The sequence below is a fragment of the Paraburkholderia sp. PGU19 genome, from assembly GCF_013426915.1.
Lineage (GTDB): Bacteria > Pseudomonadota > Gammaproteobacteria > Burkholderiales > Burkholderiaceae > Paraburkholderia.
The window spans coordinates 1588821-1608481 of the sequence record NZ_AP023181.1; the positions used below are offsets into that span (position 1 = coordinate 1588821).

General features: G+C 61.1%; 12 protein-coding genes, 1 pseudogene and 1 riboswitch. Of the genes and pseudogenes, 3 read left to right on the forward strand and 10 right to left on the reverse strand.

Features of this window, described 5'->3' with window-relative positions:
• Positions 1-16: 16 nt before the first annotated feature.
• Positions 17-1297, reverse strand: a complete 1281-nt coding sequence (locus H1204_RS36855) for a DUF445 family protein (RefSeq protein ID WP_180733633.1) — start codon at positions 1295-1297, stop codon at positions 17-19.
• Between the two features lie 217 nt (positions 1298-1514).
• A riboswitch (SAM-I-IV-variant riboswitch) is annotated at positions 1515-1618 on the forward strand.
• Positions 1619-1647: 29 nt separating this feature from the next.
• On the opposite strand from H1204_RS36855, the gene H1204_RS36860 reads away from it, so the two are divergent.
• Positions 1648-2076, forward strand: coding sequence for a DUF3293 domain-containing protein (locus tag H1204_RS36860; protein WP_180733634.1), 429 nt, complete (start codon positions 1648-1650; stop codon positions 2074-2076).
• Positions 2077-2684: 608 nt separating this feature from the next.
• Positions 2685-3194 (forward strand): hypothetical protein, encoded by a 510-nt coding sequence (locus H1204_RS36865; RefSeq protein ID WP_180733635.1) that lies wholly within the window; start codon positions 2685-2687, stop codon positions 3192-3194.
• Positions 3195-4546: 1352 nt separating this feature from the next.
• Here H1204_RS36865 and H1204_RS36870 read toward each other — a convergent pair.
• From H1204_RS36870 to H1204_RS36885, 4 genes are all read right to left on the reverse strand, one after another.
• Positions 4547-5512: a ParB/RepB/Spo0J family partition protein gene (locus H1204_RS36870; protein ID WP_180733636.1), complete on the reverse strand. Its 966-nt coding sequence runs from the start codon at positions 5510-5512 to the stop codon at positions 4547-4549.
• 12 nt (positions 5513-5524) lie between these two features.
• Positions 5525-6676, reverse strand: coding sequence for an AAA family ATPase (locus tag H1204_RS36875; RefSeq protein ID WP_035992259.1), 1152 nt, complete (start codon positions 6674-6676; stop codon positions 5525-5527).
• Between the two features lie 84 nt (positions 6677-6760).
• Entirely contained in the window at positions 6761-8065 is a 1305-nt protein-coding gene (locus H1204_RS36880; protein WP_180733637.1) for a replication initiation protein, read from the reverse strand.
• 1172 nt (positions 8066-9237) lie between these two features.
• Positions 9238-10080, reverse strand: coding sequence for a MipA/OmpV family protein (locus tag H1204_RS36885; RefSeq protein WP_180733638.1), 843 nt, complete (start codon positions 10078-10080; stop codon positions 9238-9240).
• Between the two features lie 297 nt (positions 10081-10377).
• Between H1204_RS36885 and H1204_RS36890 the strand changes: the two genes are divergently transcribed.
• A complete protein-coding gene (locus tag H1204_RS36890) occupies positions 10378-10605 on the forward strand; it encodes a sigma 54-interacting transcriptional regulator (RefSeq protein WP_180733639.1) in 228 nt (75 codons plus the stop codon).
• A 54-nt stretch (positions 10606-10659) separates the two neighbouring features.
• Here the strand turns inward: H1204_RS36890 and H1204_RS36895 are convergent, their stop codons facing one another.
• From H1204_RS36895 to H1204_RS36915, 5 genes and pseudogenes are all read right to left on the reverse strand, one after another.
• Positions 10660-12543: an ATP-binding cassette domain-containing protein gene (locus tag H1204_RS36895; RefSeq protein ID WP_180733640.1), complete on the reverse strand. Its 1884-nt coding sequence runs from the start codon at positions 12541-12543 to the stop codon at positions 10660-10662.
• Positions 12540-13412, reverse strand: a complete 873-nt coding sequence (locus tag H1204_RS36900) for an extracellular solute-binding protein (protein ID WP_180733641.1) — start codon at positions 13410-13412, stop codon at positions 12540-12542. Before H1204_RS36900 ends, H1204_RS36895 begins: the two co-directional genes overlap by 4 nt.
• Positions 13413-13528: 116 nt before the next feature.
• Entirely contained in the window at positions 13529-14989 is a 1461-nt protein-coding gene (locus tag H1204_RS36905) for an efflux transporter outer membrane subunit (RefSeq protein ID WP_180733642.1), read from the reverse strand.
• A 19-nt stretch (positions 14990-15008) separates the two neighbouring features.
• A pseudogene (locus H1204_RS36910) lies at positions 15009-16255 on the reverse strand (efflux RND transporter periplasmic adaptor subunit).
• Between the two features lie 9 nt (positions 16256-16264).
• A complete protein-coding gene (locus H1204_RS36915; RefSeq protein ID WP_180733643.1) occupies positions 16265-19462 on the reverse strand; it encodes an efflux RND transporter permease subunit in 3198 nt (1065 codons plus the stop codon).
• Positions 19463-19661 lie beyond the last annotated feature (199 nt).

Below are 19661 nucleotides of genomic sequence, written 5' to 3' on the forward strand. Positions count from 1 at the left end.
CCGCGTTCGTGCCGCGCTACCCGAGGTGCAGCCGCACGAGCGCGAAAATCTGCGAGCTTGCATAAAGCAGCAGACCGATGCATCCGCCGACCAGCGTTCCGTTGATGCGGATGTATTGCAGGTCTTTGCCGATGTTCAATTCGATCTGCCGCGACATGTCGCGCGAATCCCAGTTCTTGACCGTGTCGCTGATGTGGCGCGTCAGATAGCCTGCAAAATCAGGCGCCATCGCGCGCGCCGCTTCTTCCATATGATCGTTCAGCGAGCGGCGCAGCGATTCGTCCCGCGCCAGTTCGCGTCCGACCCATTGCCCCATCGCGGCCACCTTCGCGTGCAGCACGGAATCGTCGCGCTCGAGGTCGCGCCGCAACCAGTCGCGCAATTGACTCCACAGATCCTTCACGTATAGCGCGAGATTCTCGCTTTCCTTCACGTAGCGCTTGATCTCTTCGCCCTTCTCCAGGAACGCGGGATCAGACTTCAGCTTGACGACGAGACGCGCGACCACTTCGTCGAACTTGTGACGCAGCTTGTGATCGCGGTCCTCGCTCACGCGCAACAGCATGTTGTTCACAGTGTCCGCGACGACGTTCGCACCGCTCTCGCCAAGCCATTCGGACGGCATGAGTTTCTGCAGCGTCGGGTATTCGCGTTTGAGCCAGTCGACGATCTGCTCTGCGATGAATTCACGGACGCCCGGTTCGCGCAGCAATGTCATCAGATGCTCGATCCCTTCGTCGAGCAGTTGCTGGTGACGGCCGTCGCGCGTCAGCGTGTCGAGGATCGCGCCCGTCGCTTTCGACAGATCGACCTTGTCGAGCATCGCGTCCAGCGCATCCTTGATGAAGGCCTGGATGCGCGTATCGTCCAGCAATTCAAGGATGCCGCTCGTCAGCTTGACCACATAGCCGCCCAGGCGCTGCGTATTCTCTTCGACGCACAGCCAGTTCGTGATGCTTTGCGCGGGATCGTGCTTGCGGATCAGGCCGACTATCGACGAATCGTCGAGAAACTTCTCGCGCACGAATAGCGCAAGATTGTCGGCGATCTTGTCCTTGTTCTGCGGGATGATTGCGGTGTGCGCGGCGACGCCGGGGATCGGCACGCGCCGGAACAGCGCAACAACCGCGAACCAGTCGGCGAGCGCGCCGACCATCGCGGCTTCCGCGACGGCCTTGATACCGTCGATCCACAGGCTGCGTTGCATGAAGGCCGTCGCGACGAAGATGCCGGTGGCGACCAGCAGCAGGAGCGTCGCGCGACGCTTGGCTCGTTTGAGTTCGAGTTCCTTGTTCATCGGGGTAGGTTCGATTCGTTCGATTCGCGTTCGGGATGCACGGTGTGTTCCTGCGATGCGTTCGGCTCGCGTGCGGTCGGTCGCATCGTGTGTCGCACCATGTTCGGTTCATGCGAACGATACGGGTGCGATTTTCGGCGAGCAACCGGTTGTCGAATGTAGTGTGCAGAAGCGGAGTCTGCCGCCTTGACGCTGAATTGGCCACCATGCTCTACTGCCGATTCATCTTGAATTGGGTCGACGCCCATGCCAACCTGCCCGCCCCGGCAAGGTGGATCGCGAAAGCGGATGTGGCTCAGCAGAGCAACCAAAGGGTGACGCGTCGACCCTCCCCGCAGCTGGAGGGTTTTTTGTTTTCTGAATCACAGATTCCCCGCGCGACGATCCAGGCCTATCTGGAGACGCACTATCAGGTTCACGGTTCCACGCCGGTCTTGCTGAAGATCGGCGAAGGTAATGCGACGCTAGCTGCGATTCACCGTTTGAACGGCGTGGAGAGCAGCGCGTTTGTGACGGCGTGCAATCCTTTCAGCGAACCGCTCGACGATGCAGCGAATGCTGACAGGCAGAAGGCGCTTGCCCTCGAACTGATGCAGCGTGGGTTGACGTTTATCGAGGGCGTTGGCCAGCACCCTTCCAATGATTGGACGGGTGAGGCTAGCTTTCTTGTGCTCGGTGTATCGGTTGAAGAGGCTAAGGAGCTTGGCGAGCGGTTTGGACAGAATGCGATCGTTTGGGCTGGAAGCGATGCGGTGCCTCAGTTGATGCTTTTGCGTTAGTGCTTGGGCGCAGGTTTCTTGGGTTTTTATGGCTGGTTGCTGGCCGAACGGTCTTTCGCTGTATTGAATACGACAGACTACGTATCAGATGATACGGTTTGATCGTTTTCGTTCAGAAAATCAACGAAACCGGTGTTTGGCGCGAAATATCTCGCTTGAAGCATGTCGAAGCGTGGAACATTCGGCGAATGATCAGCTAACTCATTGCATTATAAAGGTTTCTTGATCTGCGTGGTTTTCTTAAGGTTGTTTCACGGTTTCGGCTGCAAGTCTTTGCTGGGAAATACTTTTTGCACGTAACGGCGAATTTGGGCCGTTTTGGGGCTGTAGGCGGGTTTGGGGTTTGGTCTGTTGGTCTGCGCTTCTCCTCAGGATCGCGGGCGCCTATGGGGCGCATTCTGAAGTGGAGATGGGCTGGTGGTTTTGGGGTCGTCCGCGTTTGGGTCGTCGCGAGTTATCAATCAGGAAAGCTTATTAATTTCGAGATAGCGTCGCGCCGTACGGGTTGGCGACGCCGCCGAAGCCCGGCTTGCGGTCAGGCGGCGCTGTGTCTGCAATCAGGCGCTAGTGTGTCTCGGATGGTCTTCTTGGCGGGTAGAGGACGGCGAGTGCTTTGGTGCCCCTGCCCTCCTCTCCGGCCCCAGGGTCGCTGGTCGCTGGTCGCTGGTCGCTGGTCGCTGGTCGCTGGTCGCTGGTCGCTGGTCGCTGGTCGCTGGTCGCTGGTCGCTGGTCGCTGGTCGCTGGTCGCTGGTCGCTGGTCGCTGGTCGCTGGTCGCTGGTCGCTGTCGCTGTCGCTGTCGCTGTCGCTGTCGCTGTCGCTGTCGCTGTCGCTGTCGCTGTCGCTGTCGCTGTCGCTGTCGCTGTCGCTGTCGCTGTCGCTGTCGCTGTCGCTGTCGCTGTCGCTGTCGCTGTCGCTGTCGCTGTCGCTGTCGCTGTCGCTGTCGCTGTCGCTGTCGCTGTCGCTGTCGCTGTCGCTGTCGCTGTCGCTGTCGCTGTCGCTGTCGCTGTCGCTGTCGCTGTCGCTGTCGCTGTCGCTGTCGCTGTCGCTGTCGCTGTCGCTGTCGCTGTCGCTGTCGCTGTCGCTGTCGCTGTCGCTGTCGCTGTCGCTGTCGCTGTGAGAGCCTAGCTCGCCCTGGAGGTCTGACTGCGGCCGTTACCGCAAATCATCTTCCCGCCGCCAAGGACGGAATCCCTGCGTCGGCTCGATCGCGGTCCCACGTCATCCGCAACCGCATTCACCGCGTGCCTATCAATGCCGTGGTGGGAACATAGATGCGGGCGGCGAAAGGGCCTTCGGTCGCCGCACGGCAGCGGTCGTTGGTGTGACAAGGGACAAACGAAGAATCGCCCCATCACCGGGAGCCCACGCCATCAATTCGCCTACGACAGCGCGGCTGACCGTGGTTTCGAAGGCTACGGCCGCGCCGCTCAATGCATGTCAGCTTGCGAGCCGGCAGTGATGTATCGGAGACGATTAATGTGGACTGGTAGCGCGCGGTCCACTCATTGCGGTCAGGTGTCTCGCGCCGTGCCTCGAAGGCGAAGTTCGATCGCGGAACCTATTCCTCAGAATCGGAAGGCGCTATTTTTAATCGATCGCGATTAGCCTACTCTGTCGTCGCATCGACACCATCTGCACTGCGGATACCTCGCAGCGAAGTGCACTGGAAGGCGACCTTGACGACGACCCGCGCGCCATCAAGCAGCAAACCCGAGCCACCTCTCATCACCCGAAGAGCTTGCCGCATTTGTCGTGTTCGTTGCGCTTTGAACAAAACAGTTCGCGGCTGCGCATCAGCGAACCTCACCGGGAATCGACCGAAGTGCATTTGACACTTGCACGGGCTTGTCAGAGGGCGGGCTATTTACGGTAAATACCTCTGGGACGCAATGGCCAGCGCATTCACCGCTCAACCAGCGCGTGTTATTTACGGTAAATAGCCCGCTCCGTCCGACTTACCGTTCACCTCCGACTTTCAATCGAGCAGATTTTCCGTGCATCACTCCCAACGCAGAGCACCAGGCGATCGCGCCTCCTCCGTTCACGCGTCCAAGTGCACAGCCTTATTTACCGTAAATAACCCGACACTCGCCAAAACATCCGCAAAGAACTTCATCGAGAAGCCGCTAACTCACGAAACAGCAAGCGCGCCCGCACGTCCACCGCAACGCAATCCGCACACGCGGCCTAAAAGGTTCGCCCAAGAAAATCACACCCCAGCGCCGCGAAGAATCTGCAGAACGTGAAGCCCCACCACGAGCGGATCTGCGCCAAAGCACGTCGGCCGGCAGACGTGCCGTCCTAGACAAAATCGCGGAGAGTGAGGAAGAGATCGGTCGAGCGACCGGGAAGAGAAGCGGCGTCCTCAAAAACAAACGCCGCGAGGGGAAGACATTCAACTACCGAGATACAAGCAAACTACATCAAGCCGGGTGCGCAAAGCCGATCAGCCAGGCACCCGCGAAAACCTCAATTACCCGCCGACTGCACGTCCTCAAGAAACCCGGTAATCAACTGCCGCAACTCTTCAACGCGATCTTGCGGCACCCCGCTAGCACGCAGACGAATCACCAGCAATTCGCCCTTCCGTTCGATCCCAACCTCCTCTTCCTTCCGAACAGGAGCCGCAGGACGAGCCGCCGCCAGCAACGCAGTCAGCACTTCAGGAGCCGTCCGCGACGAATCCTCGGCAAGCTCGACCGCCCGCTGCACGATCTCGTCCGATGCCTTCTTTAGCGCGACCGACAACTTCCGCGCAGCCTGAAACTGGATATCGTGCGGCGACGGAAACGCGCCAACCACCTCGGCCGGAAGCTCGGCCACGAGAAGCGCGCTGGAAATATTCCCCTGCGACAGACCACACGCCTTCGCCATCGCGTTCTGCGATGGCCACAACTTGTCATCGAGCGCACGCTTGTACCAAACGCCCTGTTCCCACGGACTCAGGTTCTTCCGCGCGCGGTTCTCCTGATCCATCTGCACGAACTGGCCTTGCTCAGTGATCTCGCCATCGACGATCGCGTTCACCGGCAAATCGAGTTCCAGACACACGCGATGCCGACGATGCCCGAATACGATCTCGTATCCTTCACCGTCGCTCGAAGGACGCACCTTGATCGGTTGCGTATTGCCGCCCGACTCCGCGATCAGCGACTTGAGTTCAGCAAAACTCTCATCGCCAAAATCCTGGCGGTTCGCCCATTTCGAAGCCTGGATCGTCTTCGGATCGAGCGCACGAATCGCGACGGCACCGTCGTATTCCTTGAGCTGGGCTTCCAGCTGCGAAACGCGATCCGAGCTCTCGCGCATCGCGCTGCGAAACGCCAGCATCTGCCCCGGCGCCGTACGCGGCGATGCACTCCGCCCCGCCTCCTGGGACGGAGCAGGAACCATCAAGTCACCCGTCTTCTTCGCAAGCCTGTCCTTGATCGACATTTATTCCTCCCTTTATTCTGACTTCGCCCAGAAGGCCACAATCGATTGCTCGACGATTTCCGTCACACGGTCATAGGCTTCGCGCGCCCTTCGATACGTCTTCGCGTTGCCATCGTATCGGGAGATGTCGTACACGGTGCCGAACTCAGCCGAGCTTGCCGCCGTCACCGCGGTCTTCGGAATCTCGACGGGCAAAACCTTCTCCGCATACGTCGCCGAGATCCATTCCCGCACGACGCCCGCCGCCGCGTCCGCTGGGTCCACGCGCGAAAGCAGCACGTGGATGAACTCGAACGATTTGTCCGTGTTCGTTTCCGCCGTGAGGTTCGACGCTAGATCGCTAAAGAGGGTCCAGAATTGCGCCGAGCTGGCAAAGTCGAGTGCGTTCGGCGGCGTCGGCACGATCAGGCCGTCGGCGGCCATGAACGCGTTGACCGTGCCGTAGCTGAGTGCCGGCGGCGTGTCGATGATGATCACGTCGTAGTTGCTGCGCGCCTGCTCGAGGCTCGTATTCAACACGTTCCAGAATTCGAAGTCCGGTTCCTTCATCTGCCGGCTCGGCAAGATGAATTCGACGTTGAAGAGCGACGACGAAGCGGGCACGAGATCGATGCCATCCCAATAGGTCTCGCGGATCGCGTATTCAATGCTCGTTTGATCGCCCGTCGCGAGTGCCGTGATCGTCGAATCTTCTTCGACTTCGGTATCAGGGAGAATGCCGAACAGCGTCGTCAGCGAACCCTGCGGATCGGTGTCGATCACCAGCACGCGATGACCGCGCAGACTCAGGCCCTGCGCAAGCGTCATCGCCGTAGTCGTCTTACTGACACCACCCTTGAAGTTACCGATGGCGACCGTCATGGCCGGTGCGTTCGCCGGCCGCAGCGCGTTGCCGCGGTAGGCGCGTACCCATTCGCGGGCTTCCAGCAAGGAGAATTCGCGACGCGAGCCCGTTGCGTTGACGGTGCCCGGGGGAAGGTCCCCTTTCGACGTGCGATAAGTAATTTGACTCTTGTCGACTTCACACAGCGCAGCGAGCTGTGAAGCGTTGAAAACAGGGGGGTTTTTGCGTGCGTTCGGGGCCAGCATGCGACCCCTAACCTGCGAGACGATGTCAGTCGCGCGAGCGGCCTGATCGACGATATCTTGAATAGTGATGTTCATTAGCTGATCCGCGAAAGACGATGCAGTCAGCTTATATCAGATGGCTCGACAGAAAGCCATTTATTCAACGGAAATCCGTTATTTTTATGAATTCCGTTGTAACGAAACTTCCTGGTGATTCTCAGAAAGCCAACCGTCGAACTTTGTCGCGTCGAATTCCGGACGCACGCGGATTCTCAGCCACGATGCGAAATTCACACGCCCCACGGAGCCGGAAAACAGCCCCGGGCTATCCGGGCGGAACTCACGCGCGTACTTCGCGCCGTCGCCTTCAACAAACTGACGAGCAAACGCGCGCTTCTCATCCTGCGTCAGGGCCTTGACGGCTGCGGCGCACTGAAGGCGATCGAAATCGATCCGCAATTCCTGCATGCGGGCGTCGATCGTGCGCGAGCGCGCTGCCGCCGCCTGTTTCTGAGCCTTTTCGCGCTTCTCTTTCTCATATTCCGGCTCAGAAACATCTGCCTTGTTCTCGATCAGCGTGCGAATAAAGCCGGCAGTAGAACGCTTGATCTGACCTTTGCGGTCTTTCTCTTCCGCCAACTGCACAACCAGACGGGCCCGCTCCTCGTCCTCGATGACGAAACTGAGCGCAAGCTTGTCCCCAATCCCGTGAGCCCGAAGCTTCCGATAGATTTCGCTGTCACGGACGTGCGCGAACTCGTCTTCGGTCTCAGGCGTAAGAAGCGACTGCTGCGCGCCTTGCCGGATAAGAAACTTCACACCCGTCACTGACCTGCCGAGGCGCTGATACTCGACGTCGACATTGATGTCTGAGACGTCGTTGATCTCCTTCACGGCCTTCTGAATCACCTTGCTGTTCAGTCGGCGAAAATCGTCGTAATACTCCTGGGTCGCACCCAGCAGTTTCCGAAGAACGGGCAGTTCAATCCAGCCGGTCGAGCCAACCTTCTGAAAACGCAGGCAATTTTCGTAAAGCGTCAACGCATGCGACTTCGAAAATTTGCGCTGTACGCCGAGATTGACGGTCGCGTAAATCGACGGATCGTAAAGCTTTTCGGCAAGCGCCTCGTCGTAGCGATACGAGCAGACGCCCGCACGAATTTCCGCGAACGACAGAATCGGCATGACGCTCCACCGTTCCCGGCCGTCATCCATGACGTTGAACTCGACGGCCGTCGTGGCAAGCTGCCTGAGCGCTTCTCGTAGCTTTTCGGTATTTTCGCTTTCGGTCCAGCCAAGCACGAGCATGAGCGTCCGCACCGGTAGACGGTGGGTTCTCGTGTTCAGAAGGTTGTCGTATGAATGCAGTAGCAGCACGTTGGACAGCTTCCGCTCCAGCAGCGAAAGTTCGCCGCTCGTGTGGATGGCCGCCACGTGCTTTTTGACGCTTTCAGTACGAACCTCAGTCGGTGAAGATCTGGGCATGCCCGGAATTGTGCTCTAAATGACCCCACCGCGCAATCACCATGCGGGACATCTGTTTCGACGAGAAAGTTGAAACGTCCCAATTTGCGTTGCACGACGAGACCTATCCACACCTCTTTCGATCGATTCACCACAAACGGGGACGCTTCCGCCGCATTTGGGGTCGCGAAGCGCCCCAGACGGGGACGTATAGTCGGAAATGACACCCCGAACAGGGACAGTTAACGCCCCAACCGGGGACGTTTACGTCTGGAAAGCCTTACTGGATAAGGGTTCTAGGTGTGTAAACGAAGTAAACGTTGTTTACCAAACGGTATACAAACCTCAATACACCCCATACGGGGACAATCGCCGAGCTTTTGCTGCTGTTTTCTACGGAGAGGTTCGATTACCAAGCAAACATTCAGCGCTCGTGGAAGTCGAAAAAAGCTCGAAGCGTTAACAGCAACCAGAGCTAACTCTCTGAGTGCAAAACGCAATTTCCTTGAATCGCGAAATCGTAAACTTGCAGCCGGAGTATTTATCGTAAATAAGTGCCAGCCACTTCGTTGAGCGCTTAGAGTTTCGCCCCAGTTGGGGACAATTGGACGCGCTGTTCTCTGCGGCCGTCGACGACACCCCGAATGGGGACATTGAACCGGTTTTGCCGCGAAGGCGCCTCGAAAAGGGCGTAGATTGGCCCTTAGCAGCCGTCAGCGGTTCCCCGGACACGTCGTTTCCCAAGAACGGCGCACAACCGCCACCCTAACTGGGGACATTAGCCCAGATTCCCTGCGGACAACAGCGCATCGTTACCAGGTTCACCCCAACCGGGGACATTACGCTGATCCATCGACTATTTACGGTAAATAATCGGGTATCGTGCCACGCTCAACACACAAATCGCCTCGCACACGATACAAACCGACAGCCAACATCTCCAGCCGCTCGCCAGTTTTCGACCAACAAGCGCGCGTATCCAATCATTCGCTCAGTCAGGAAACCTCGCAAAAACGGCTAAAAAGCGTGTCGCGAACCACCCGTTCAGCGAGGCTCGTTTGCTGCCTCAAAAAGAACCATAAGGATCACCAGGTAAATCGAAGGGAGAAAAACCATCCCAGCAAGCCCCGAAACCCATCACCCGTCCGCGCTACGACAAACCCTCGAAGCCCGAACCCCGAATTAGACCCGCCCTAAAACTGATAATTGATCGACACATCGCAGACACCGTTTATCTTTGTCTGCGTGATCGGGCTGTTGGCTGCGCTGCCCAGCATCCGTTTGAGCGCACCGTCCGCCGTCACGAACCAATGCTTGTTGACGAACCAGATCATCGTGACGCCGAACCCTGCCGATTTCAGCCCCGCGCTGGCGTCGTATTGCGAGTATCGTGAATTCGCCGCCTGCGTCGCATTCACGCCGAACCAGCTATTCATATACTTCGAGTCGGCAAACGTCACCGACGGCCCCGCGAACCAGAAGAAACTCTCCGAACTGCCCGGCAACGGCATATACGCCCCGAGGTCCGCGACCCATCCGTTGGACCCGCCGAAACTACGCGTCACCGCGCCGCGAAACACCAGCGGAAACTCCTTCGAGATCACATACTCCCCGGCCAGCTTGACCTCGGGCGCCGGATTGATATTGCCAAGGCCATCGAGTCTTGAAGGATCGTCGTGCGCGCGCCGACCGAGATCGTAGACGGCTGCGATGCTCACGCGCCAGTTCGGGCCTTGCAGCACATTGACGCCCAGCCCTTCGCCTGTCGAAAGAAAAGCGAGGTCCTTGTAGCGGATATCGGTGCTTGGCCCAACAAGCGTGTGATAGCGGTTGGAGCCGTCATAGCGCGGCTCGAATGTCGAACCGATGCCGATCCGCACCTCCCAATCCGGCCGGTTGTTCGGCTGGAACAGCTTTTCGAGCGGGATGCCTGCGGAGTATTGCCATTCGCCAAGGGGCGACGGCGTTTGCGCCAGGGCGGCTGGCGCGCTGCAGATGAGATAGGCGAGGCTGGCGTAGACCGGTAGCTTTGTCATGTCGACGAACGTCTTGGGTTATGGATCGCGGACGCGGTCCGTTGCGGCCACACATAACGGGTTCAATTCGGGAAGAGGGAATTCGGCGGGAAATCAGCAAACGCCATACCTGACCCTCAATGAATTGAGGATTACGCGTGCATCCATACGGGCGTTTCGACCGCGCTCGCATCCGTATCAGCGACGGCGACCATCTGCGCGATTCGCCGCACATCGAAACGGCCGGATTCCGGCAATCCGCACAGGCATCGTCGCCCGTCAGTCAACGAACGGAGCTTGCTCGGCAGGTCTGCGCCGATGCAGCGTATCCACAGTCTGATCGATGCAATCGGACTGACGGGCGCCGACATGTTGATCGTCGGCGAGACAGGCACGGGAAAAGAAGTGCTGGCGCGAATGCTACGCACGGCAAGCCGCCGAAGCGGCGCGCTCGTCGCGCTGAACTGCGCGGCGTTGCCGGAAGCGGTGTTCGAAAGCGATATCTTCGGTTACGCACCGGTTGCCTTTACAGGCGCGCAGCAATGAAGAATCGGCAAGCGAAACGAACGGAAAGATCGTCGTGTTGACCTGACGCGACGGCTAGGCCTGCGAAGCAATCGACAAGACGCTTTCCGCAGGCGTGACCCGCGTGCCGCTCGTCCACAGGCTGACGCCGCGCGGATCGATTGCAAAGCGCGCGGGTCCGCGCTGCAGAACGTGCGCCGTTTCGCCATCGCAAGCGATATCGAAGCGCATGCCGTCGATATCCGCGACCGCGAACAGATCGCCGTGCCTTAGCTCGACGGAATCGACGGTCCCGACGTGCGGGCCATCCGCTGCGATCGAAATCGAAGACGGCGCCACTCGCCACATCACCCGCTGGCCGACAGGATTGGCGCGGTCCGCCGTGTCGATCGCGAGCCCAGACGCGGTTTCGATCGAGCCCGGCGCCCGTATCGCGCCTTCACCGACGTTATGCAATCCAAGCAACGCCGCGACCTGCAATGACGCGGGCTGACGGAATACGTGATCGACGGCGCCTGCCTGCAGCACGCGCCCACGCTCTAATACGAGCACTTCGTCCGCCAGCAGCGCGGCTTCGTCGGGATCGTGCGTCACGAGCACGGTGACGGCCGAAATTTCGCGCTGCAACGCGCGCAGCGCCTGTTGCAGCCGCCGACGGCGCGGCGTATCGAGCGCGGAAAACGGCTCATCGAACAACAAGAGCTGACTGTGCCGCGAAAGCGCGCGCGCCAGCGCGACACGCTGCCGCTGACCGAACGACAGATGACGCGGCAAGCGATCCATCAGCGCCGACAGTCCAAGATGCTCGGCCCAATAACATGCGCTCGCGGCATCCGCATCGACGGGAAACGACAACTGCCGCTTCAGCGTCATGTGCGGAAACAGCCCGTAGTCCTGCGGCACATATCCGATATGGCGTTGCTCGGGCGGCAGCGCATCCAGTTGCGTTTCGCCGAAGCGCACGAATCCCGCTTCATTGCGTTCAAGCCCAGCGATCAGCTTCAGCGCGAGTGATTTACCCGACCCCGACGGGCCGATGATCGCGAGCCGCCGTGTCGAAGGCGTCCATTCGATGTCGAGATCGAACGCGCCGAGATGACGTTTGAGCGCGAACGCAAGACGCGGATTCGGCAGGGCAGGGCGCGCTTCATCCTGCGCCTGCTGCTCCGACGCATCGCCGTTCTCGGTAATATCGAACAGGCTCGAACGACCATCACGCCACGCCACCGAAAGCGCCGCACACAAAACGGCGATAACGAGCGTCGGCAGCAGCAGCGGCATCATCGCGGGCAAGCCCTGACCGCCGAACACGACGTACGTGTACACAGGCAGCGAATACGGATGATAGGCAACCATCACCGTCGCGCCGAACTCGCCGAACGCGCGCAGCCACGCGAGCACCAGACCGGCACGGATCGACGGCCAGGCGAGGGGCAGCATCACGCGGAAAAAGCGGCTTGCCGCGCGATGTCCGAGCGTGGCCGCGACGTCTTCGTAGACGGGATCGATCGCCACAAACGCCGAGCGCGCCGCGACGATCAGGAACGGCGCAGCCACGAACGTTTCGGCGAGCACGATGCCCGCGAACGAATCGGTGAGCGCGCCGTTCGTCAGTCGACCGAGCCAGCTATACGGCCCGAGCAGAAACAGCAGCAAGATGCCGCTCGTCAGCGGCGGCAGCGCCAGCGGCAACTGCACGATAAAACCGAGCAGCGCCATACCGCGCGACGTCGAGCGCGACAGCCAGTAGCCGAGCGGCACGCCGCCTATCAGGATCACGAGCGCCGCGACACTCGCGCTGCCCGCCGAGACGGCGACAGCCGACCACGTGCCGCGCCAGTCGACGCCCGTCCAGTCCGCGTGGCCGACCTGTGGAATGCTCGCGATAAACGGCGCGCACAGATAGACGGCGAGCAGGCAGGCGAGCCACAGCAGCGGCCGCGCGGTCTTGCGTGTCATTGCGCGGCGTCGAGCACGGCTTGCACGGACGAGGGCACAGCCTGTGCGTTACCCGTCACGACCGGCTTGACGATATCGACCCCATGCTGCTTCAGCAACGCACGACCGGACGCGCTCAACAGAAAGTCGACAAAGCGTGCGGCGCCCGCCTGGTTCGGTGCGTCATTGAGGATAGTCAGCGTGTAGCTGGCCTTCGCCTGAAGCTCGGGCGCGGGGCGCAGTGCGGGAGTCTTCAGATCGGAGGTTTCCGTCGAATAGAAGAAGCCCGCGTCGAGCTGACCCGATTGCAGCCGCCCAACCAGCGTTTCTTCGGGCAGCACCTGCGCCGGGTTCTCCGGATCGCCGAGAGTCTTCTCGACGAGGTCCGGCTGTTTATAGAGCTCAGCCGCCTTCGTCATCATCTGGACCGTGAAGGCGCCCTTCGGATCGAGCTTCGGATCGGTGCGCCCGATGCGAATGCCGGGTTCCTGCAGCACTTCGTCCCAGCGCTTCTTCTTGAAGTCGGCGGCGAAGCGGCCTTGCGGGTTATAGCCGATCATCAGCGGCGACTCGGCGAACGTCACGTACCACGACACATGATCGCCATTCGCCGCGCCCGTCAAACCCGAATTGACCGTCGGGCTCGCGCTGATGAACACGTCGCCGCGTCGCAGCTTGCCCTTGATCTGATTGGCAATCAGGTTCGAGCCCGCCGCATAGCCCTGAAAATGCAGACCTGTTTCCTTTTCGAAAGCGGGACCGACACTGCGCTCCATCAGATTCACCAGCGAACCTGCGTACAACACCTCGACCTTGCCTTCATCGGCGGAAGCGGCGCCCGTGAAAAGAAGACCCGTCAACACGATTCCCGACAACAACAGCTTGCGCATCACGATTTCCCCGTTGCGTTATGAACGGCCATATATTACGACGACCGTCATTCACGCTGCAGTCGAGACAACACGCGACAGCGTGTATTCGCAAGCCACGTGTGCGCTAGCGGCTGTCAATCCGTTGCGCGCGCATCCGTCAACGAAGCACGATCCCATCCGCCGCCGAGTGCCTTCAGCAACTGCACGCTCGCGTCGATACGTCGCGCGTCGATCTGCTCGGCCGTACGCTCATTGGAAAGCGCGATGGTCTGTGCCGTGACGACATCGAGGTAATTGACCGCGCCTGCCTGAAAGCGATTGGACGTCAGCTTCAGCGAAAGGTCCGCCGCTGTCGTTGCGCGTTGCTGGCTGTCGGCCTCGTTCGCGAGCGTATCGAGCGACGACAGGTTGTCTTCGACCTGCTGAAATGCGACCAGTACCGTTTGCCGGTAATCGGCGACCGTACCGTCATACTGCGCGGTCGCGCCCTTCAGCGCGGCCGTGCGGCGTCCGCCGTCGAACAGCGTGCCCGCGATCTGCGAGCCGAGCGACCAGAATAGACTCGACGCGGTGAGCCACGGCGCAAAGAACGTGCTTTCGAGTCCCGCCGTCGCCGACAAGGTCAGATCCGGATAGAACGCCGCATGAGCCTCGCCGATTTGTGCATTCGCCGCAGCCACGCGCCGTTCGGCGGCGGCGATGTCGGGGCGGCGTTCAAGCAATTGTGACGGCACGCCTGCCGGAATCTGCGGCAGCGCGATCGTCTCGACTTTCGGCGGCAGCGAAAACGACGAAGCGGGCTGACCGATCAGCGTCGCAATCGCATGCTGAAGCTGCGCGCGCTGCACGTCGATATCGCTGTCCTGCGTGCGCGTGCTTTCAAGCTGCGTCTGAGCCTGCGCGACGGCCGAAGCATCGATTGCGCCGTCATTCAACTGCTGTTGCAGGATACGCAGCGCCTCGGCATAAGCGGTGACGCTATCGTCGAGCAGCTTCTTTTGCCGGTCGAGCGAGCGCAGATCGAAATAGTCGGTTGCGAGATCGGCGGCGACGGCAAGTCGCACCGATTGCAGATCCGCTTCACTGGCCTGCGCGTTGTCGCGCGCATTGACGGTTGCGTCCTTCACACGGCCGAACAGATCGGGTTCCCAACTCGCCGCGAGGCCGGTGGAATAATCGGGAATCGTCATGCCCGCGAGCGCCCGGTGCTCGATGTTCTGTGACGTGCGAAAGCGCTGCGCTGAAGCGCCAGCCGTGACGACGGGCGAATAACCCGCGTGCTGATAGTCGACCATCGCGCGCGCCGCTTCGAGTTGCGCGACGGCTTTGCGCACAGTCTGGTTCGACACGTCGACCTGCGCTTCGAGTTTGTTCAGCTCGTCGTCGCCGTACAGCGTCCACCACGGGCCGCGCGACTGCGCGTCGGCAGGCGAGGCGAGCGTCCAGCCCGCCGACGCCTGCGGCGCGCTCGCGAAATGATCGGGCACAGCCGTTTGCGGCTGCGAGTAGTGCGGCAGCGTCGAACACGCCGTCAACGCGCTTGCGACGGCGATGACGACCAACTTGCGAACCAGCGACGCACGAATATTCAACATGATGAGCCTCGCCTCGCGCTTAACCGTGCTTTACCGACGTCGTCGACGCCGACGTCGCAGGCGCGATGCGCACCGTTTCGCCGTTGCTGATTGCGTCGCCGGGATTGTTGATGACACGGTCGGTCGCATCAAGCCCGTGGCAACTTCGACATACGTGCCGAAATCGCGACCGATGGTCACCGTCTTGAGCTGCACCTTGTCGTCCTTGCCGATCACGGCGACGGTCACGCCATCCGGCCGGAACAGCAGTGCGCTGACGGGCACTTCGAGCGCGGGATGCGCGGCAACCAGCGCGAGATGAACCTGCGCATACGCGCCAGGCAGCAACGCGCCGTCGCGATTATCGACATCGACTTCGACGCGCAGCGTGCGGCTCACGGGGTCGATTGAATCGGCGCTGCGCGCGACGCTCGCGTCGAACTGGCGCCCCGGATATTGCTGCGTCGTCAGATAGACCTTCGTGCCCGGCGCGATGCTCTGCGCGTCGTTTTGCGGCACATCGACATAGACGCGCAAACGGTCGGTCTGTTCGATATGAAACAGCTCGCCGCCGTTGGCCGCGATGCCCGGCGAGCCGCCCGCCGTCACCAGCGCGCCGACGTCGACTTTGCGCGCGGTGATGACGCCGTTGAAGGGCGCCGTCACTTTCTCGTACGACACCAGTTCTGAGAGCCGCGCCACATTCGCTTGCGCCGCCTGCCATGCGGCGAGCTTCGCCGCGCTGTCGCTGGTCTTCGCGTTGGCGTCCTGTTGCGAGACTGATTGCGTTTGCAGCATCGTCTGCCAGCGCTGCGCCGTGCTGTCCGCGAAGCTGTAATTGGCTTTCGCGTTCGCTTCGTCGGCGCGCGCCTGACGCAATTGCGCGTCGAGTTCCGGCGTCTGGATATCGGCGAGCGTTTGGCCCGCCTGGACCTTCGCGCCGATATCCGCGTACCAGTGCTGGATGTAGCCACTCGTGCGCGCGTAGATCGATGCATCGGCGTACGGCATCACGTTGCCCGGCAACAGCAGTTCCTGCGATGCGGGCGCGCGCGTCGGCGTCAGCGCATCGACGCTCAGATAGCGCTGCGCATCGACCTGCTGCGTGAGCGCCGTGCTGGCGTGCAGCCGCGGCACGATGCCGATTGCGAGCAGCGCGGCAGCGACGACTGCGAGCGCGACAGGCAGCACGAAGCGTCGCTTGTGGGGCAAAGGCGCGCTGTTCGACAGCGCGAGGTCGGTGCGGGCCGATGGCTCGTCACCGGTCGGCAGATTGGGCGTGGTCATGAAAAGTCCTTACTGGGCGTGTGTGGTCACTTCGGCGGAATCGGCGGCACGCTTTGCGCGGCGCTTCGCGAGCCACGCGTGCACCATGCCGAACACGACAGGCACGAACAACAGCGTCGACACCGTGCCGATAGCGAGACCGCCGATCACCGCGCGGCCGAGCGGTGCGTTCTGCTCGCCGCCGTCGCCGAGTCCGAGCGCCATCGGCAACATGCCGATCAGCATTGCGAGGGCCGTCATCAGCACGGGGCGGAAGCGGTTGAAGCCTGCATCGAGCGCGGCGGCGAGCGGCGCCATGCCGTTCGCGAGCGACTCGCGCGCGGTGTTGATGACAAGAATGCTGTTGGCCGTTGCAATGCCGATGCAAAGAATCGTGCCCGTCAGCGCGGGGACGCTGAGCGTCGTATGCGTGGCGAACAGCATCCACGCGATGCCCGCCAGCGATCCCGGCAAGCCGCTGATGATGATGAGCGGATCGAGCCACGACTGGAAATTCACCACCATCAGCAGATAGACGAGCGCGATCGCAAACACGAGACCGGCGCCGAGACCCGCGAACGACTCGTTCATCGACTGCACCTGTCCGCGGATCACAATCGACGAGCCGGGTGGCAACTGTGCGCGCGCGGCATCGACGAGCTTCGTCACGTCGGTTGCGACGCCGCCCAGATCGCGGCCCTGCGTCGACGCGAAGATGTCGAGCACGGGCTGCACGTTGTAGTGCGACACGACGGCTTGCTGCATGGTGCGCGACATCGTGCCGAGCGTGCCCAGCTGATTCTGCGGATTGACACTGACCTGGCTCGTCGTCAACGGAATGTTGGCGAGCGTTTGCAGCGAGTGAATGTCGTATTGCGGCACTTCCGCCAGCAACGGATAGCTGACGCCGTTCTTCGGATCGAGCCAGAAATTCGGCGTGGTCTGCGAACTGCCCGACAGCGCGATCAGCATGTTCTGCGCGACATCCTTCTGCGTGAGGCCCGCCTGCATCGCCTTCGTGCGATCGACGTTGACGTCGATGGTCGGCTGGTCGCCGGGCTGCTGGATGCGTGCATCGACGAGACCGCGCACGCCGCGCATCTGCGCGAGCAGCTTGTCCGCGACGACGCGGTTCTGATCGAGCTTGTTGCCGACGATCTGCAGGTCGATAGGCGCGGGCAGGCCGAAGTTCAGAATCTGGCTGACGATATCGGCGGGCAGGAACGCGAACGTCACGCCCGGAAACGATTGAGCAAGCACATTGCGCAACTGCGCGACGTATTGTGCCGTCGGCTTGTGATCGGGCTTCAGCGTGATCATGATGTCGGCGTCTTCAGGGCCGACCGGGTCCGACGAGTCGTACGTCAGGTTGATGCCGCTCACGGGCACGCCGATGTTGTCGAGCACGGCCGCCTGTTCCGGCTTCGGAATCACGCTGCGAATTTTTGCTTCGACTTCATCGGTGATACGCGCCGTTTGCTCGATGCGCGTTCCCGTTGGCGCGCGCAGATGCAGGCGGATTTCGCCCGTATCGACGGCGGGGAAGAAGTCGCGCCCGGCGAACGGAATCAGCGCGAGCGACCCGAAGCACAGCGCAAGATACACGGGAATGAAACGGCGGCGATTGGCGATCGCCCGTTGCAACACGTTGTGATAGCCATTGCGCAACGCTTCGAAGCGCCGCTCGAAACCCGCCTGAAAGCGCGCGAAAATCGCAAAGGGGCCGCGCGCCGCGTGACCGTTCTTCGAAGGCGCGCGCATCAGATACATCGCGAGCGTCGGAATCAGCGTGCGCGAGAAGAAGTACGACGCGCACATCGCGAACACGACGGCTTCCGCCAGCGGCACGAACAGATAGCGCGCGACGCCCGAAAGAAGAAACATCGGCACGAACACGATGCAGATCGACAGCGTCGAGACGAACGTCGGCACGGCGATTTCGCCCGAGCCGTTCAGGATAGCGTCGTGCAGCGGCTCGCCGTTTTCGAGGTGATGCGTGATGTTTTCGATTGCCACGGTCGCGTCGTCGACGAGTATGCCGACAGCGAGCGCCAGGCCGCCCAGCGTCATGATGTTGATGGTCTGCCCGAGGGCAGCCAGCGCGATCAGCGAGGTGAGCACGGCAAGCGGAATCGACACCGCGATGATCAACGTCGCGCGCCAGCTGCCGAGAAACAGCAGGATCATCGCGGCCGTCAGGCACGCGGCGATAAGCGCTTCGCGCACCACGCCCGAAATCGCGGACTTCACGAACACCGACTGATCGGAAAGCGGCGTGATCTTCAACGCGCTTGGCAGGCCGGCGGCGATCTTCGGCAACATCGCCTTCACCTGCTGGATGATGGTGAGCGTCGATGCGCTGCCCGTCTTTTCGATTTGCAGGAGCGCCGCGCGCTTGCCGTCGCTGCGCACGATGTTCGTCTGCGGCGCATAGCCGTCGATCACATGCGCGACGTCGCGCACATAGACCACGCTGCCGTTCACCGTCTTGATGGGCAGATCGTTGAGCGCGGCGACCGTGCTCGTACTGCCGTTCATCTCGACGTTGTATTCGCGTGCGCCGATCTTCGCGGTGCCGCCTGGCAGAATCAGGCTTTGCGCGTTGACGGCGTTGACCACGTCGATGGGCGCGAGGCCCTTGGCCTGCAGCGCTTTCGGATCGAGCTGGACCATGATCTGGCGGATCTTGCCGCCGTATGGCAGCGGCACGGCCGCGCCTTGAATGGTCGCGAGTTGCGTGCGGATGAAGCTGTTGCCCAGATCGTAGAGCGTCTGTTCGGGCAGCGTGTTGCTCGACAGGCCCAATTGCAGCACAGGCACCGTCGATGCGTTGTACGAGATGATGTTCGGTGGCAGCGTGCCCGGTGGCAGCACGCGCAGAATCGACGCGGAGTTCGACGCGGCCTCGGCAATCGCGCGGTTGATGTCGGCGCCCGGATGAAAGAACACCTTCACCACCGACACACCATTCAACGATTGCGATTCGATATGTTCGATATCGTCGACGTCGGTCGTGAGCGCGCGCTCGTAATTCGACGTGATCCGGTGCGCCATGTCTTCGGCGGAAAAGCCGTTATACGACCAGACGATGCTGACGACAGGAATGTTGATGTTCGGAAAGATATCGGTCGGCGTGCGCAGGATCGCGAGCGGCCCGATGATGAAGAGCAGCACGGCCAGCACGATAAATGTGTAAGGCCGCCGCAGGGCCAGTTTGACGATCCACATGACGTTTCCTTGGACGATGATCTGTCGGTACGCCCAGACGCGGATCACGCGCGGGCAATGCATAGGGTCGCAGTGTGGCGGCGGGGCACTTACTGATTAGTGACTGCAACATTACGAATCCGACATCTAGCGCCGAGGATAAATGGCCGCGATGCAGCGCGATTTCGTAAATGACCGATTTGTCATCTGAGAGACAGGG